Origin of the sequence: Acidovorax radicis N35, from assembly GCF_000204195.1 — a bacterium.
GTDB classification, from domain to species: Bacteria; Pseudomonadota; Gammaproteobacteria; order Burkholderiales; family Burkholderiaceae_C; genus Acidovorax; species Acidovorax radicis.
Genome location: NZ_AFBG01000021.1, coordinates 1 through 17,606 on the forward strand (window position 1 = coordinate 1; position 17,606 = coordinate 17,606).

A 17,606-nucleotide genomic window follows, 5' to 3' on the forward strand; every position below is an offset into this window, starting at 1 on the left:
TCGTCCTCTCAGACCAGCTACAGATCGTCGGCTTGGTAAGCCTTTTATCCCACCAACTACCTAATCTGCCATCGGCCGCTCCGTCCGCGCAAGGCCTTGCGGTCCCCTGCTTTCATCCGTAGATCGTATGCGGTATTAGCAAAGCTTTCGCTCCGTTATCCCCCACGATCGGGCACGTTCCGATGTATTACTCACCCGTTCGCCACTCGTCAGCATCCGAAGACCTGTTACCGTTCGACTTGCATGTGTAAGGCATGCCGCCAGCGTTCAATCTGAGCCAGGATCAAACTCTACAGTTCGATCTTGATTTTTTCGCTCTTTCGAGCAACTCATAATTAAGAATTGAAGTGAACTTCACTTCTCTCTCATGAGCGTTTGTAGTGCTAAGCACTAGTTCCAAAGAACTTGGCACTCGCCATCAAACGCCCACGCTTATCGGCTGTATATTTTTAATGAACCGGATCACTCACAAAGACCGAAGTCTTTCTTTGCTTTCCCGACTTAGCTGCGATCAGCTGAGCCTTGAATTCTAGCACAGTTTTTGAAGAACTGTCAAACTTTTGAAAACTTTTTCGTTTTCATCACCTTTCAAACTCAGCGTCTTGCAACACCCTGCTCTACTCAGCGAAGCCTTGAATTATATACCGGTTTTTACACCACCTACAACTCAAAACCAAACTTTCTTCACCACCTTCTCAGCCCCTGCAGCAACAAGGCCTCAGCCCCATCACCACCCGAACCACCAGCCCCCTGCATTCCTGCAGAACCGCCTCAGTAGCGAAGCCCTCGACTATAGCACTAGTTTTAGGGGGTTAAAAAGATCTGGCTGCAAAAATCCAGAAGGCTATGGGGCAGAGGCTGTCATTGCAGCCTCCAGGGCATCGATGAACAAGGAAGCGACATCGCACCCCGTCTGGTCAAAGATCTCCTGAAAGCAGGTTGGGCTGGTGACATTGATCTCGGTGACGCAGTCGCCGATCACATCCACTCCTGCCAACAGCAGGCCCCGCGCCTGTAGCACTGGCCCCAGTGCGTTGCCGATTTCCCAGTCCCGCGCCGAAAGCGGCTTCGCCACGCCCTTGCCCCCTGCAGCCAGATTGCCCCGCACCTCACTGCCTTGCGGGATGCGCGCCAGGCAAAAGGACACCGGTTTCCCGCCAATGATGAGAACGCGCTTGTCCCCTTGGGTGATCTCAGGCAAGAACTTTTGAACCATGACGCTCTGCGCGCCGTGATGGTTCAGGGTTTCGGTGATGCTTCCCAGATTGAGCCCATCCGGGCCCACGCGGAAGATTCCCATGCCGCCCATGCCGTCGAGCGGCTTGAGAATGATGTCCCCGTGCTCCGCATGAAAACGCTGGATGTCTGCGGCATCCCGTGTCACCAGGGTGGGGCCGATAAATTCCGGGAACTCCATGATCGCCAGTTTCTCCGGATGATCGCGAAGCGCCCGGGGCTTGTTGAACACACGGGCGCCGTCGCGCTCGGCCTGCTCCAGCAGATGTGTCGCATAAAAATACTCGCTGTCAAAAGGCGGGTCCTTGCGCATCAGCACCGCATCGAACCCCGCCAGGGGCGTACTGTGCACGGGCTGCGCGGTGTACCACTGCACCGGGTCTCCCGTCAGTTGGATGTCGCACACGCGGGCCGTCACCTTGCTGCCACGCTGCCAGGTGATGTGTTGCGGCTCGCACACCGACAGGGTATGTCCGCGCCGCTGGGCCTCGCGCATCATGGCGAAGGTCGTGTCCTTGTAGATCTTGAAGCTTTGCAGGGGATCGGCAATGAAGAGCAGTTTCATGGTGTCGGGTCAGAAAGGTGCGCAGGCGCTGCCGATGGCAGATCACTTGCGGACAGAGAAAGAGATTTGGGTGCGGCGCATGCAAAGCGCCACGAGCCTCACGCTGGTGAACGCCTGTACTGTTGCACAAATAGCGCAAAGCTGCCGGCGACCACGCCCCAGAAGGCCGATCCGACTCCGGCGATCACGACCCCGCTGAGGGTCACCAGAAACGTAACCATTGCCGCCTCACGGTGCGACTCGTCGCGCAGAGCCACCGCCAGGCCATTGCCAATCGTGCCCAGCAAGGCAAGCCCCGCGATCGCCACCACCAGTTCCTTGGGAAACGCCGTCAGCAAACCCGTGATCACCGCGCCAAACAAGCCAATCGCTATATACAAGGCACCACAGGACACGGCCGCCGTATAACGCCGACGGCGGTCCTCATGTGCCTCGGGGCCCATGCACATCGCGGCGGTGATAGCGCTGAAATTCAGCGCGAAGGCGCCAAACGGCGCCAGGACCAGGGTGGCGAGTCCCGTCAGCGTAATCAGGCGGGAGACAGGAAGGTCGTAGCCCGAGGCGCGGATCACCGCCACCCCGGGCAGGTTCTGCGACGCCATCGTGACCACAAAAAGGGGGATGGCCAGGCTGATGGTGGCGGCAAGACTGAACTGAGGGGCCGTGAATACCGGCATGGCCAGCTCCAGGTGCACGGCGGACCATGCCATCTGTCCTTGCAGGGCCACGAACACCACGGCCACCGCCAGCGTGATGACCACGGCATAGCGTGCGGCGAACTTGCGCGAGAACAGGTACACGACCAACATGGTCAACACGAGCGGCAATGCCGTCTGGGCAGCGGCAAATGCCTGCAGGCCGAAGCGCGCCAGCACACCGGCCAGCAAGGCGGCAGCGATCTCCATGGGGATGCGGCCCATCGCGCGCTCGAACCAGCGTGTCACGCCCACCAGGATGATGAGTGCAGCACTGACCATGAAAGCCCCCACCGCTTCGCCCATGTGGAAGCCACCCGCCAGGCCGGCGGTGGCCAGCACGGCCGCACCGGGCGTGGACCAGGCCACCATGACGGGCTGGCGCAGAACGAGCGAAGGCACCAGGGAGCACAAGCCCATGCCCAGACCCAGCGCCCACATCCAGGATGTGACCTGAGCCGGGGTGGCGCCAAACGCCTGTGCGGCCTGGAACACGATGGCCACCGAGCTCGTGAAGCCCACCAGCACTGCCACGAACCCCGCAGTGAACGCCGACAGGCTCAAGTCTTTGAAAAATTGCATGGGCGGGATTCTGGCACCGTGCCACCGCAGGCCACCCAGTGCATGCCTCGCGAGGCAAACATCCGAATTGCTACATATTTAATAGCAAATAACGCTTTATAGATAAGCGCCAAGCCTCAAAAAACCACTAACTCTCTCAGATCTCGATCTTGGACCCGAGTTCGACCACGGCGTTGTTGGGCAGGTGCAGGAAGTCCGCAGCGCCGCTCGCGTTGTGGTGCATCTGGGCAAACAGCTTTTCGCGCCAGGGGGCCATGCCACCACCCATGGTGGGGATGACCGTATCGCGCGAGAGGAAATAGCTGGTGGTCATGGGCTCCAGTTCGCAGCCCCGCCCCCGCAACAACTCCAGCGCACGCGGCACGTCGGGGTCGTTCTTGAAGCCGTAGTGGATGACGACCTGCCAGCAATCATGGCCCAGCGGCTCGACCTGCAGCCGTTTGTCCATCCCGATCCAGGGAGTTTCATGGTTGTGGACCGTCACGAACAGGTTCTGCTGGTGGAGCACCTTGTTGTGCTTGAGGTTGTGCAGCAGCGCATTGGGCACGGCGCCCACGTCGGCGGTGAGGAAGACGGCCGTTCCGTCCACCCGGGTCGGGGGGCTGATGAACACCGACTCCAGAAAGTCCTTGAGGTCGATGGCATCCGCACGCAGCTTGTCATTGAGCAGCCTGCGCCCTTCCTTCCAGGTCATCATCAAAGAGAACACGATGCCGCCGATCAGCAGCGGGAACCAGCCGCCCTGGAACAGCTTGAGCAGATTGGACGCGAAGAACGCCAGGTCCACCACGAAGAAACACCCCGTGGCCGCGATGCACAGCGCCAGCGGGTAACCCCAGCCATAACGGATCACGAAAAACGTCAGCGTGGTGGTGATCAGCATGTCCAGCGTCACGGCGATGCCATAGGCCGCGGCCAGATTGCTGGATGAGCGGAACATCACCACGGCCAGCACGATGGCGGCAAACAGCCCCCAATTGACCAACGGTATGTAAATCTGCCCCGTGTCGCGCACGCTGGTGTGCTGGATGTTCAGGCGCGGCAAATAGCCCAATTGGATGACCTGCTTGGTCACGCTGAACGCGCCGGTGATGAGGGCCTGCGATGCGATCACCGTGGCCATGGTCGCCATGATGACCAGCGGGACCAGCGCCCAGTCGGGTGCCATCATGTAGAACGGGTTCTTGACCGCCTCGGGCTCGGCCAGCAGCAGCGCCCCCTGGCCAAAGTAGTTCAGCGTGAGCGCCGGCATTGCCACGCCAAACCAGGCCAGGCGGATGGGGCGCTTTCCAAAGTGGCCCAGATCGGCATAGAGGGCTTCGGCTCCGGTCACGCACAGCACCACCGCGCCCAGAATGATGAAGCTGGTGCCCGGATGGGCCCACATGAAACCAAGCGCATGGTGTGGACTCAGCGCCCAGAGGATCTCGGGGTGGCCGACGATGTGGGAGACCCCCAGCAAGGCAATGGTGGCGAACCACACCAGGGTGATGGGTCCGAAGAACTTGCCAATGCCACTCGTCCCGCGCTTTTGGACCGCAAAGAGGCAAAACAGCACGACCAGGGTGATGGGAATCACATACTGCTTGAAGTGGGGAGAGACCACTTCCAGCCCTTCCACCGCCGACAGCACCGAAATGGCGGGCGTGATGACGCCGTCGCCATAAAAAAGGGAGGTCCCGAAGATCCCCACCGCCAGCAATACGCCGCGCAGCCGGGGCTTGTCTTTGACCGCCTGCGACGCCAGCGCCAGCATGGCGATGAGGCCGCCCTCTCCGTGGTTGTCGGCGCGCAGCACCAGCACCACGTACTTCAGCGAAACAATGACCGTGAGCGTCCAGAAGAAAATCGAGAGGATGCCGTAGATATTGGCTGGGGTGAACGGCACATGGCCGGACCCGAAGACCTCCTTGATGGCATACAGCACGCTGGTGCCGATATCGCCATACACAACACCGATGGCGCCCAGCGTGAGCGCTGCGAGCGATGACTTGGAGCTTTGCACTGACCGCCCCCGGGCGCAGGGCCAGACGGGGTTCCGTTACTTTTGGGAACGCTATTGTGCGCCTGAGCCAGATCAAGTGCCTGGGGGCATCTCTCCATGTTGCAACGCAACAACTTGCCCTTGGCAGCCGGGCATAGACATGGCAGGCCTACCCAGCTTCGCACATTTCTGGGCACCCAAAACGCTGCACCTTGCCTATGTAATTGGTGCGATCAGACAAAGAGACGCCAAGCAAGAACCACCCCGCTGCAAGAGCGTTGTCCCTTCAGCGGGGGGCACCCATTCAGTCGTACACCTCAGCGTCAGGGTTGGTGGCCTCCAGCTCGTAGCTGGCCGCCAGCATCGCAAGGCGCGCCACCACGCCATACATATAGAAGCGGTTGGGCGCGCTCACCCCGGGGCGCATGCCGGGCTGGGGCATATGGGTGCTGTGCTCGAAGGCAAGGGGCACAAAACTTGCGCCCGGGGCGTTCAGGTTCTCATCCACGCCGCGCTCGGCGTGCATGCGATAGAAGCCGCCCACCACGTAGCGGTCCATCATGTAGACCACGGGTTCGGCCACGGCCTCGTGCACCCGTTCCTGCGTCAGCACGCCTTCCTGGATGATGAGGTCGGTGACCGGCTGGCCGTCCTTGATGACCGCCATCTTGTTCTTGGTCTTGCGGTTGACCGCGTCCAGTTCCTTGGCGTCGCGCACGGTCATGATGCCCATGCCGTAGGTGCCGTTGTTGGCCTTGACGATGACGAAGGGCTTCTCGTTGATGCCGTATTCCTTGTACTTGCGGCGCACCTTGGTCAGCAGCGCATCCACCGTGGTCTGCAGCTTGTCCATGCCTTTGTCCTCGGCAAAGTCCACGCCGTCGCACTGGCTGTACATGGGGTTGACGAGCCAGGGGTCGATGCCCAGCATCTTGCCGAAGCGCTTGGCCACCTCTTCGTAGTTCTTGAAGTGGGTGCTCTTTCGGCGCACGCTCCAGCCCGCATGCAGCGGGGGCAGCAGGTACTGCTCGTGGATGTCTTCCAGGATGCCTGGCGGCCCGGCCGACAGATCATTGTTCAGCAGGATGGTGCAGGGGTCGAAGTCCTTCAGGCCCAGCCGGCGCTTGGTGCGCACCACGGGCTCCAGCGTCACGGTGTCGCCGTTGGGCAGCTCGATCAGCGTGGGCTTCTTGATCTCGGGACTGATGGAGCCCACGCGCACGTTCAGGCCCGCCATGTTGAAGATGCGCTGCAGCTGCACCACATTGGCCAGGTAGAAGGTGTTGCGCGTGTGGTTCTCCGGGATGATCAGCAGGTTGCGCGCCTCGGGGCAGATCTTCTCGATGGCGGCCATGGCAGCCTGCACGGCCAGGGGCAGCATCTCCTTGGTCAGGTTGTTCCAGCCGCCAGGAAACAGATTGGTGTCCACGGGCGCAAGCTTGAAACCTGCATTGCGGATGTCCACGGAGGTGTAGAACGGCGGCGTGTGCTCCATCCACTCCAGCCGGAACCAGCGTTCGATGGCGGGCATCGAGTCGAGAACGCGCTGTTCGAGTTCGTTGATCGGCCCGGTCAGGGCCGTGATGAGATGCGGAACCATGGGGAGCCTTCAGAGGAGACGGGAACGATTGCAATCCATTGTAGGGTTGGGGCGTGACAGGGCCTTCGCAAGTCCGACCGCCCGCTTTTTCGGAGACCCCGGGCTCAGCGCCGCCAGAACGCCGGGGTGAGCAGGGCCATGAAGCTCAGGATTTCCAACCGCCCGAGCAGCATGCCCAAGGTGCACACCCAGATCTGAAAATCGGTCAGCACCGCATAGTTGGACGCGGGCCCCACGCTGCCCAGGCCCGGCCCCGCGCAGTTCACGCTGGCCAGCACCACCGAAAATGCCGTCACCGGGTCCAGATCGGTCAGCAGCATCACCATGCTGAGCCCGAAGACCGTGCCGCCATAGACCAGCATGAAGGCCAGCACCGAAAAGATCACGCGGTTGTCCACCACGGCGTCGCCCAGCCGCACGGGCTGCACGGCACGCGGGTGCACCAGTCGATTCATCTCGCGGCGCGCCTGCTTGACGAGGATGAGCATGCGCACCATCTTGATCCCCCCGCCCGTCGACCCGGCACTGGTCGCCACGCCCGACAGCAGCAGCATGAACACGGGCGCGAACACCGGCCAAGCCAGGTAGTCCACAGTGGCGAAACCCGTGGTAGTGGCCATCGACACCAGATTGAACATACCGTGGCGCAGCGCATCCAGCGGTGCGTAGACCCCCTTGACCCACAACAACAGCGCCACCAGCAGACCGCCACCAATGAGCGAGAACAAGGTGGCCCGCAGCTCCGGGTCACGCCAGAACCCGCCCCATTGCCCCTTGCGAAACGCCACGAAGTACAGCGCGAAATTGCAGCTGGCCACCAGCATGAAGACGATGCAGATCGCCTCCAGCAGGGGCGACTGGAAATACCCGAAGCTCAGGTCGTGCGAGGACAGCCCGCCTAGGCTCACGGTGGCAAACATGTGCATCAGCGCATCCAGCGGCTCCATGCCTGCCGCCCAGAAAGCCAGGCCACACAACACGGAGAACAATGCGTACACGCCCCACAGCCCCTTGGCCGTGCCGGTCATGCGCGGCGTGAGCTTGGTGTCTTTCAAGGGCCCCGCCGCCTCGGCCTTGAACAGCTGGCTGCCGCCCACGCCCAGCAAGGGCAACACGGCCACGGCCAGGATCAGGATGCCCATGCCGCCCATCCACTGGAGGAAAGTGCGCCACACATTCACCGAAACCGGCATGGCATCCAGGCCCGCGAGCACGGTGGAGCCGGTGGTGGTGAGCCCCGACACCGCCTCGAAATAGGCGTGCGTGAACGACAGCGGATGCCCGGTGTGGTGCCCCGCCAGCATCAGCGGCAACGCGGCCGACAGGGGCAGCAGCATCCACACCAGCGAGACCAGCATCACGCCATGGCGCGGTTGCAGCTCTTGCCGAAACAGCCGCAGCCGCCACCACAGCCATGCGCCCGCCAGCAGCGTGGCGCCCATGGCCAGCGGGTACACATGCCAGACGCCGTCGCGCGTCCACAGCGACACCGCCAGCGGCAGCCCCATGGACAAGGAAAAGATCATCACCAGGATGCCCAGCACGCGCAGAACGGGAAACATGTCCGTCATGGGGGTCTCGCGAAGCCTGGGGCCGGGTCAGAAAAAAGTCGCGCTCACGCGGAAGAGTTTTTCCACGTCACGCACCAGCCGCTTGTTGGGCAGGAAGAACACCACGTGGTCATTGCTCTCGATCACCGTCGCGCTGCGCGGGATGATGACCTCGGGCTCGCGCAGGCTGGCGGTGGCAGTGCCTGTGGCGTCCAATGCGTCCGGCAGCCCGCGCACGATCAGGCCGATGTGCACGTCGCGCGGCAACTGCAGATCACTCACCTTGCGGCCCACCACGCGCGAGCTTTTGCGGTCGCCGCGCGCCACGATCTCCAGCGCCTCGGCCACGCCCCGGCGCAGGCTGTGCACCGCCTGCACGTCGCCCTGGCGCACATAGGCCAGCAGCTCGCCCAGCATGGCCTGCGCGGGCGACAGCGCAATGTCGATCTGCGTGCCGTGCATCAGGTCGGCATAGCTGCGGCGGTTGATGAGGGCGAGCACCCGGCTCGCGCCCATGCGCTTGGCCAGCAGGCAGGACATGATGTTGTCCTCGTCGTCGTCGGTGAGCGCAAGGAACAGGTCCACCTCCTCGATGCCCTCGTCGCCCAGCAGGTCTTCGTCGGTGGTGTCGCCCTGCAGCACCAGCACGTCGGACGGCAAGGCCGACGCCAGCTCCACGCAGCGGTCCGCGTGGTCTTCGATGATCTTGATGTGAAAGCGCCCACCCGTCTGGCTGAGCTGGCGCGCCAGCCGCAGGCCCACGCGGCCGCCGCCCGCAATCATGATGCGGCGCACGGGCTGGGGCTGCTGCGCGGCGGGGCGGTGCAAGGCCGCCAGCACATTGGCGATGTGCTCATGGGCGGCCAGAACAAACACCTCATCCCCCGGCTCGATGCGGGTGCTGCCGTCGCAGGCGATGAAGCGGTCGGGCTCATCGGGAAACCGCCGGTAGATGGCCACCATGCGCATGGCCATGTCGGGGGCGCTCTCGCGCAGCGCCCCGATGGTGTGACCGACCATGGGCGCCCCCGCGCGCGCCCGCACGGATGCCAGGCTGGCGCGGCCGCCGGCAAATTCACGCACCTGCATGGCCTCGGGGTACTCGATGAGCTTGCGGATGTAGCGGGTCAGCGACTCCTCGGGGCAGATGATGCGGTCCACGCCAAAACCGTCGGGGCCCAGCAACCGCTCCTCGCACTCGAAACCGGTGGAGCGCACCCGCGCGATGCGCTTGGGAACGTTGAACAGCAGCTGCGCGATCTTGCAGCACACCAGGTTGGTCTCGTCCTGGGCGGCGCAGGCGATCAGGAGATCCGTGTCCTGTGCGCCCGCTTCGGCCAGCACGGCTGGCTCGATGCCGTTGCCCACCACGCCCCGCAAGTCGAAGCGCGACTCCAGGTCGCGCAGCCGCGCGGCGTCGGTGTCGATCACGGTGATGTCGTTGCGTTCGGACACCAGGCTGTCCGCCACGCTCTGACCGACGCGACCCGCTCCGAGGATGATGATTTTCATGCCAAATTGGCTGCTAGCGCTTTATTGATAGACGCCAGAAGCTATTGAATTAGGAGCAAATCAAACCCGCACTTCACCGTCGCCCAGAACCACATACTTCAGCGAGGTCAGGCCTTCCAGCCCCACGGGGCCGCGCGCATGAAACTTGTCGGTGCTGATGCCGATCTCGGCGCCCAGCCCGTACTCGAAGCCATCTGCGAATCGCGTGCTCGCATTCACCATGACGCTGGCCGAATCCACCTCGCGCAGGAACCGCTGGGCGTGCACGTGGTTGGTGGTGAGGATGGCGTCGGTGTGGTGGCTCGAATACTGGTTGATGTGGGCAATGGCTTCGTCCACACCGGCCACGATCTTCACGCTGATGATCGGGGCCAGGTATTCCTCGCTCCAGTCCTGCTCGGTGGCGGGCACCAGCTGGGCGCCGGGCACAGCGGCCAGGATCGCCAGCGACTCGGTGCAGCCGCGCATCTCCACGCCCTTGGCGGCGTACACCGCGCCGATCTGGGGCAGAAATTCCGCCGCCACACCACGCGCCACCAACAGGCCCTCGCTCGCGTTGCAGGGGCTGTACTTGTTCGTCTTGGCGTTGTCGGCCACCTTCACCGCCATGGCGATGTCGCAGGGGTCGTCCACGTACGTGTGGCAGTTGCCGTCCAGGTGCTTGATCACGGGCACCTTGGCATCGCGGCTGATGCGCTCGATCAGGCCCTTGCCGCCGCGCGGAATGATCACGTCCACGAACTGCGGCATGGTGATGAGCTGGCCCACGGCCTCGCGGTCGGTGGTCTGCACCAGTTGCACCGCGTCCTGCGGAAGGCCCGCCTCGGCCAGCGCCTGCTGCACCAGCTTGGCCAGCGCCTTGTTGGAGTCGATGGCCTCTGAGCCGCCCCGCAGGATGCAAGCATTGCCGCTCTTGATGCTGAGGCTGGCCGCCTCGATGGTCACGTTGGGGCGGCTCTCGTAGATCATGCCGAACACGCCGATCGGCACGCGCATCTGCCCCACGCGGATGCCGCTGGGCTGCTGTTTCATGCCCAGGATCTCACCAATGATGTCGAGCATGGCGGCCAGCTGCTCACAGCCTTCGGCGCAGGTTTCCAGCACCTTGGGGCTGAGTTTCAGCCGGTCGACCATCGGCTCGGCCAGGCCTGCGGCGCGGGCGCGCTCCAGATCGCGGGCATTGTCGATCTGCAGCGCGTCCACGTTCTCGCGCAGCAGGCGGGCCAGGGCCTTCAATGCTTTGTTTTTGATAGCTGCTGGCGCTTTGGCCATCAGCGCTGAGGCCGTTTTTGCCTGGAATCCGAGGGTGTGCGTGTATTCAGCAACGTTAAGGGCGTTCATTGGGCGATTTTGCCGCAGATGCCCATCGCGGGCTGCATTCGCCTTTTATGGGCGGCCCTTCGCCAGCCGGGCGCCCCCATTGCCCACGCTGACGCCGCAAGGCGCCCTTGTCCCACAGCCTGCCGAACGCAGGATTCCTAGCATGGCGGCTTCTGCCCACTTTTAGGAACTCCCATGAGCGTCGCCAAAGTTATTGAAATCAGCGCCACCAGCGAAACCAGTTTCGAGGACGCCATGAACCAAGGCATTGCAGGGCGTGCGACACCATTGACAACGTGCGCGGCGCATGGATCAAGGAACAGCAGGTCTCCATCGAAGGCGGCCGCATCACGAGCTACCGGGTGAACATGCAGGTCACTTTCGTACTCGCCGACAAATAATCAACGAATTGCTGGGTCCGCGGGCACCAGGCCCGCTATCCGGCGGACCGGCTTTTTCGCCGCCCGGCGGAGATAATTCGGCGCATGTCGAATGCCGCCCTTCAATTGCACGCGCTGGACACCTCCTTGGTGGCCCTGCAGCGCGGTGACGTCCGTCCTGCCACCTTCAGCGCCGAAGCCCGTGCGCAGACTGCGCTCCTTGCAGCGCTACCGCCCCGATATGCAACCGTGCTGCATGACCTGCTGGACCGACTCGAATCCAGTGCACTCTTCTCCGAAGAAAGCTGCTCGTTCAGCCAGAAAGACTTGCTCGACAGTTTGCGGATGTGGGTAGATAAGGCGCGGGGGATGCTGGAGCAGCCTTGAGCCACACGCCTGGATGCGGTCAAAAACTACTTATTTGATAGCTACCAGCGCTTACCAGATAAGCGCCAGGGGCCAAAAAATGCCAAAACCCTGACGCCCAACGATGGGGCTTAGCGTGCTGCCTGCGTCAGGCGACACAGCTGAAACGCCAGCCGCTGCAGTGCCTGCCACCCATCGGTCGGCCAATCGGGCTGCTTGAGGCCTTTGACGATGCCATCGACCGTGTGGGCCGACTGCAGCAGCCGCGCCAGCGCCGCATCGCTGGCCTTGGGCAGGATGCGCTCGAACAATCGCTCCTTGGGGCCCCAGATGCGGTTCTCGCGCAGGGCCATGGGCAAGGGGCGTCCCGCGTTCATGGCGTCTTTCACGCGCTTCAAGGCCCGGATGTCTTCGGCCAGCGCCCAGTGCACCAGCACCTCGGCCTCGCCTTCGGCCTGCAGGCCATCGAGCATGCGCTGCACGCGGCCCGTTTGCCCGGCGAGCACCGATTCGGAGAGCTTGAACACATCGTAGCGGGCCACGTTGAGCACGGCGGCTTCGACCTGAGCCTGCGTCAGTTCACCCGCCGGATGTAGCAGGGCCAGTTTTTGGATCTCCTGGTGCGCGGCCAGCAGGTTGCCCTCCACGCGGTCGGCAAAGAACTGCAGCGTGCGCTGGCCCTCTTCGCCCGCCACCACGCGCTGGCCCTGGGCGGCCAGGCGCTGGGCAATCCACTGCGGCAACATGCCGCGCTCGATGGGGTCGATCTGGATCGAGGTGCCGCTGGACTCGAGCGCCGCAAACCAGGCCCCGGTGCGTGTGGCCTTGTCCAGGCGCGGCAGCATCACCAGCGTGAGCGTGCTGTCGTTGCCCTTGGCGGATTCAGCAATCTGCTGCAGCGCCACGCTGCCATCCTTGCCGGGCTTGCCCGAGGGGATGCGGATCTCGACGATCTGCTTGTCGGCAAACAAACTCAAACTGCCGCCTGCAGCCAGCACGGCGCTCCAGTCAAAGTGAGCACCTGCTACCGTGTACGAAGTCCGTTCGGTATAACCCTGGGCACGGGCCGTGGCGCGGATGGTGTCGGCCGCCTCCTGCTGCAGCAAGGGTTCGTCGCCGTGCAGCACGTAAAGCGGCGACAGGCCCCGTTGAAGATGCGGTGAGAGTTGGGCCAGGGCGACTTGCATGCGGCAAAGTTTATCGCCTTGCCACGCGGCCCCTTGCACAAACTGCCAGGTTCTCCCCACACAGTGCGCGATGGAGGCCACGGACTGATCAGCTCTTTTACTGTTCATTGGCGCCCAAAGCCCCGAGAATTCTCCCGGGCGCCCGCGCCCGCACCGCCCGCATCGATCCCCTAGCCCTCTCCGAAAGCCCTTGCACCATGCCCCCCACAGCCCTGCGCAGCGCCCAGCCCACCAGCCTGATCGGCGCCCCCACCGACATCGGCGCCGGGGCGCGCGGCGCCTCGATGGGGCCCGAGGCCCTGCGTGTGGCGGGACTGCAGGCGGCGCTGGAATCGCACGGGCTGCAGGTATTCGACCGGGGCAACTTGAGTGGCCCGGCCAACCCCTGGCTACCGCCCGTGGACGGCTACCGCCACCTGCCCGAGGTGGTGGAATGGAACCAGCGCGTGTTCGATGCGGTGTATGCCGAGTTGCAGCTGGGCCACCTGCCCATCCTGCTGGGCGGCGACCACTGCCTGGGCCTGGGCAGCATCGGTGCCGTGGCGCGCTACTGCGCGGAGGCGGGCAAAAAACTGCGCGTGCTGTGGCTCGATGCCCATGCCGACTTCAACACCAGCGCGCTGACCCCCAGCGGCAATGTGCACGGCATGCCCGTGGCCTGCCTGTGTGGTTTTGGCCCCGAGGCGCTGACCGGGCTGGCCCAGATGCCGGGGGGTGGCGCCGCATTGCGCCCCGACCAGATCCGCCAGATCGGCATCCGCAGCGTCGATGCGGGCGAAAAACGCTTCGTGCACGAGCAAGGTCTGGAAGTCTTCGACATGCGCTACATCGACGAGGTGGGCATGCGCCAGACCATGCAGCAGGCGCTGGCCGGGCTGGACGCCCAGACCCATCTGCATGTGAGCTTTGACGTGGATTTTCTGGACCCCGACATCGCGCCCGGCGTGGGCACCACGGTGCCTGGCGGCCCTACCTACCGCGAGGCGCAACTGTGCATGGAGATGATTGCCGACAGCGGGCGCCTGGCGTCGCTGGACATTGTGGAACTCAACCCCGCGCTCGATGTGCGCAACCGCACGGCCGTGCTGGCGGTGGACCTAGTGGAGTCGCTGTTTGGCAAGAGCACGCTGATGCGGACATCCCCCTGAGCGGCTGCGCCGCCCAGTGCTGGCCGCCAGCGGCGGCAGCTCTTCTCTCGTATCGCTGCGCGATGCGGGAAGGGAGACTATGTCCTCGCCTGTGCCTCGCCCGTCGCCGGCGCCCGGCACGGCGCTATCGCTGCAAGCTGCACCGCGGTGCACTACCGACAGGAGGCCACAGCCCCACGCCCTGGGCTCAGCGCTTTGCGGCAGCCAGGCGGCGCATGAGCTGCTGCACCAGGTCGGTCCGCATATCGCGGTACAGCAGCGCCTCTTCGGCCTCCTTGGCCAGGGCGATGGTTTCGTTGTAGCTGATGTCGCGCTGCTGCAGCAGTTCGGTCTCGGGAATCAGTTCAGCACCTGCCGGGGTGCGCAGCCGGAACCTGATGCGCAGGCGCAGCTGCAGTTCGCGCACCTGGCCGGACGCGTTGAGCCCCACCACGGCGCGCTCCTGCTGCTCCTGCAGCAGGTCCAGGATGGCCTGGGCGGTGGGCATGGACGCCGGGTCGCGCAGCAGCTGCAACTTGCCGCCCGAACCCTCCAGCGTGCGCTGCAGCTCCCGCGCGAGGGGCGAGCCCGCAGGCGCCGCGATGTAGAGCGAGTCAAACCCGAACTCGGGCACGCCCCGCAGCCGAAAGCCGCAGGCGGACAGCAGGGCCACGGGCGCGAGGGAGAGCAGTGTGCGCTTGTTCATGACGGTTACACGACCACGTTCACGAGGCGACCGGGCACCACGATGACGCGCTTGGGCACCGCGCCTGCGGCCTGGGCCACAAACGCCTCGCTGGCCAGGGCAATCCGTTCGATCTCGGCCTTGTCGGCCTGCGCAGGCACATGGATGGAGCCACGCAGCTTGCCGTTGACCTGCAGCATGAGTTCGATCTCGTCCTGCACCAGCGCATGCGCATCCACCTTGGGCCAGGGCGCGTCCAGCAGGTCGCCCAGCTCGGCCGCATAGCCCAGGCCGCTCCAGAGGCTGTGGGCGACGTGGGGGGTGGCCGGGTACAGGCAGCGCAGCAGGATGCCAAAACCTTCGATCAGCGCCACCTGGGCGCCGGCCGAGTCGGTGGCCTTGAAGTCTTCGAGCGCGTTGATCATCTTCATCGCGCCCGAGACCACGGTGTTGTACTGCATGCGCTGGTAGTCGTAGTCCACCTGCTTGAGCACGGTGTGGATCTCCAGGCGCAGGGCCTTGGCTTCTTTGCCAAATTCGACCTCTTTCAGGCTGCTGGCGCTTGCCACGCTTGCGGTAGCCGCTTCCATATCCATAGCAGACAGCTTGAGCCCGAAGTTCCATACGCGGCGCAGGAATCGGTAGCTGCCCTCCACGGCCGCATCGTTCCACTCCAGCGTGGCTTCGGGCGGGGCGGTGAACATGGTGTACAGGCGGGCCGTGTCGGCGCCGTACTTGGCGATCAGGTCCTGCGGATCGACACCATTGCGCTCGGTCTTGCCCATCTTGCCCACACCGCCGTATTCCAGCTGCAGGCCTTGGGGATACTGGCCTTCGGCCTCGGTCAGCCGGCCGCCCACGATCCGCCCCTGCGCATCCAGCACCTGCGTGACGGCTTCCGGCGGGAAGTAGTTCTTGCCACCCTTTTCATCGCGCCAGAAGTAGATGTGGTTGAGCACCATGCCCTGCGTGAGCAGCTTCGTGAAAGGCTCGTCCACCGTCACCAGGCCCAGGTCGCGCATGACCTTGGTCCAGAAGCGGGCGTACAGCAAGTGCAGGATGGCATGCTCAATACCGCCGATGTACTGGTCCATCCCGCTGCCGCCCTTGGCCGCCTGCGGATCGCGCATCCAGTAGGCCGTGCCGTCAGCCACCATCGCATCGTTGTTTTTGGGATCGCAATACCGCATGAAGTACCAGGAACTGTCCACGAAGGTGTCCATGGTGTCGGTTTCGCGGCGTGCGGCCTTGCCGCACACGGGGCAGGTCACACCGGCGTGGAAGCCTTCGTGCTTGTGCAGCGGATTGCCCGAGCCGTCGGGCACGCAGTCGGTGGGCAGCACCACCGGCAGATCCTTCTCGGGCACGGGCACGGCACCGTGTTCATCGCAATGGATGATGGGGATGGGCGTGCCCCAATAGCGCTGGCGGCTCACGCCCCAATCGCGCAGGCGCCAGGTGGTCTTGGTCTCGCCCAGGCCCTTGGCCTGCAGAGCGTGGGCCACGGCCGCCACGGCCTCCTTGTAGTGCAGACCGCTGAAGCTATCGGAGTTGATGGTGACACCGCGCTGTTTGTCGCCGTACCAGTCGTTCCACTGGTGGTAGTCGAAGTGCTCGCCATCGACCAGCACCACCTGCTTGATCTCCAGGTCGTACTTGAGGGCGAAAGCAAAATCGCGCTCATCGTGCGCGGGCACGCCCATCACGGCGCCATCGCCGTAGCCCATCAGCACGTAGTTGCCCACCCAGACCTCGACCTGTTCTTCGGTCAGGGGGTGCGTGACAAACAGGCCCGTGGGTTGGCCCTTCTTTTCCTGCGTGGCCAGTTCGGCCTCGGTCGTGCCGCCGCTCTTGCACTCTTCGATGAAAGCTTTCAATGCAGGGTTGGTCTTGGCGGCATGGGTGGCCAGCGGGTGCTCGGGCGCCACGGCGCAGAAGGTCACGCCCATGATGGTGTCGGCGCGCGTGGTGAACACGTACATCTTGCCGTCGCCGATCAGCGCGCCGTCGTCACCGCGAATGTCGTGCGTGAAGGCAAAACGCACGCCTTCACTCTTGCCGATCCAGTTCTCCTGCATCAGCTTCACGCGCTCGGGCCAGCCAGGCAGCTTGTCGCCGGTCACGAAATCAAGCAGCTCGTCGGCGTAGTCGGTGATCTTGAGGTAGTAGCCGGGGATCTCGCGCTTTTCCACCGTGGCACCAGTGCGCCAGCCCTTGCCGTCGATCACCTGCTCGTTGGCCAGCACGGTCTGGTCCACCGGGTCCCAATTCACGACCTGGGTCTTGCGGTAGGCAATGCCCTTTTCCAGCATCTTCAAAAACAGCCACTGGTTCCACTTGTAGTACGTAGGGTCGCAGGTGGCGACTTCGCGGCTCCAGTCGATGGCCAGGCCCATGGCCTGCATCTGCTGCTTCATGTACGCGATGTTCTCGTACGTCCACTTGGCGGGGGGCACGCCGTTTTTCAGCGCTGCGTTCTCGGCCGGCAGGCCGAACGCGTCCCAGCCCATGGGCATGAGCACGTTGTGGCCGTTCATGCGCAGGTAGCGCGTGAGCATGTCGTTGATGGTGTAGTTGCGCACATGGCCCATGTGCAGCTTGCCGCTGGGGTAGGGCAGCATCGAGCAGGCGTAGAACTTCTTCTTGTTGTTGTCTTCCGTCACGCGGTAGGCGTCGGTGGCGGTCCAGTGGTCGTGCGCGGCGCGCTCGACGTCTTGGGGGGAGTATTTGTCTTGCATGGGGGCTCGGGGGTGAGAGGGGGGTGTGGTCGCAGGGCCGCGCTGCGCAGATTTTAGGCTGTCAGGCACCGCATTTCGC

Annotated in this window: 12 protein-coding genes, 1 rRNA gene and 1 pseudogene; 3 read left to right on the plus strand and 11 right to left on the minus strand. The window is 63.8% G+C overall.

The features are described 5' to 3' along the window. The 8 genes from ARADN35_RS0117015 to ARADN35_RS0117050 all read right to left on the minus strand — a co-directional run. Positions 1-299 (minus strand): 16S ribosomal RNA (locus tag ARADN35_RS0117015); the annotation flags it as partial. Positions 300-844: 545 nt separating this feature from the next. Beyond that, on the minus strand, positions 845-1,801 hold the full coding sequence (gene gshB, locus ARADN35_RS0117020; RefSeq protein ID WP_010464206.1) for a glutathione synthase: 957 nt from the start codon (positions 1,799-1,801) through the stop codon (positions 845-847). A 98-nt stretch (positions 1,802-1,899) separates the two neighbouring features. Then, on the minus strand, positions 1,900-3,078 hold the full coding sequence (locus ARADN35_RS0117025) for a benzoate/H(+) symporter BenE family transporter (protein ID WP_010464208.1): 1,179 nt from the start codon (positions 3,076-3,078) through the stop codon (positions 1,900-1,902). Positions 3,079-3,214: 136 nt separating this feature from the next. After that, entirely contained in the window at positions 3,215-5,083 is a 1,869-nt protein-coding gene (locus ARADN35_RS0117030; protein ID WP_010464210.1) for a potassium transporter Kup, read from the minus strand. A gap of 283 nt (positions 5,084-5,366) precedes the next feature. Then, on the minus strand, positions 5,367-6,662 hold the full coding sequence (gene gshA, locus ARADN35_RS0117035) for a glutamate--cysteine ligase (RefSeq protein ID WP_010464212.1): 1,296 nt from the start codon (positions 6,660-6,662) through the stop codon (positions 5,367-5,369). 104 nt (positions 6,663-6,766) lie between these two features. Further along, positions 6,767-8,233: a TrkH family potassium uptake protein gene (locus ARADN35_RS0117040; protein ID WP_010464214.1), complete on the minus strand. Its 1,467-nt coding sequence runs from the start codon at positions 8,231-8,233 to the stop codon at positions 6,767-6,769. A gap of 27 nt (positions 8,234-8,260) precedes the next feature. Further along, positions 8,261-9,724, minus strand: coding sequence for a Trk system potassium transporter TrkA (trkA, locus tag ARADN35_RS0117045; protein ID WP_010464216.1), 1,464 nt, complete (start codon positions 9,722-9,724; stop codon positions 8,261-8,263). 60 nt (positions 9,725-9,784) lie between these two features. After that, on the minus strand, positions 9,785-11,065 hold the full coding sequence (locus ARADN35_RS0117050) for a glutamate-5-semialdehyde dehydrogenase (protein WP_029414123.1): 1,281 nt from the start codon (positions 11,063-11,065) through the stop codon (positions 9,785-9,787). Positions 11,066-11,299: 234 nt separating this feature from the next. On the opposite strand from ARADN35_RS0117050, the pseudogene ARADN35_RS28570 reads away from it, so the two are divergent. Together ARADN35_RS28570 and ARADN35_RS0117060 are read left to right on the plus strand one after the other, a co-directional pair. Beyond that, positions 11,300-11,445, plus strand: a pseudogene (locus ARADN35_RS28570) (dodecin family protein). An 84-nt stretch (positions 11,446-11,529) separates the two neighbouring features. Continuing rightward, positions 11,530-11,811 (plus strand): hypothetical protein, encoded by a 282-nt coding sequence (locus ARADN35_RS0117060; protein WP_010464224.1) that lies wholly within the window; start codon positions 11,530-11,532, stop codon positions 11,809-11,811. Positions 11,812-11,921: 110 nt separating this feature from the next. Here the strand turns inward: ARADN35_RS0117060 and holA are convergent, their stop codons facing one another. Continuing rightward, positions 11,922-12,977, minus strand: a complete 1,056-nt coding sequence (holA, locus tag ARADN35_RS0117065) for a DNA polymerase III subunit delta (RefSeq protein ID WP_010464225.1) — start codon at positions 12,975-12,977, stop codon at positions 11,922-11,924. Between the two features lie 197 nt (positions 12,978-13,174). Between holA and rocF the strand changes: the two genes are divergently transcribed. Further along, positions 13,175-14,125 carry an arginase gene (gene rocF / locus ARADN35_RS0117070; RefSeq protein WP_010464227.1) on the plus strand — a complete coding sequence of 317 codons (951 nt, stop codon included), beginning with the start codon at positions 13,175-13,177 and terminating at the stop codon, positions 14,123-14,125. Between the two features lie 187 nt (positions 14,126-14,312). Here rocF and ARADN35_RS0117075 read toward each other — a convergent pair whose 3' ends face one another. Both ARADN35_RS0117075 and leuS read right to left on the minus strand, forming a co-directional pair. Then, positions 14,313-14,810, minus strand: a complete 498-nt coding sequence (locus tag ARADN35_RS0117075) for an LPS-assembly lipoprotein LptE (RefSeq protein ID WP_010464229.1) — start codon at positions 14,808-14,810, stop codon at positions 14,313-14,315. Between the two features lie 5 nt (positions 14,811-14,815). Next, complete coding sequence (leuS, locus tag ARADN35_RS0117080; protein WP_010464230.1) at positions 14,816-17,527, minus strand: leucine--tRNA ligase; 2,712 nt, start codon at positions 17,525-17,527, stop codon at positions 14,816-14,818. Between the last annotated feature and the right edge of the window lie 79 nt (positions 17,528-17,606).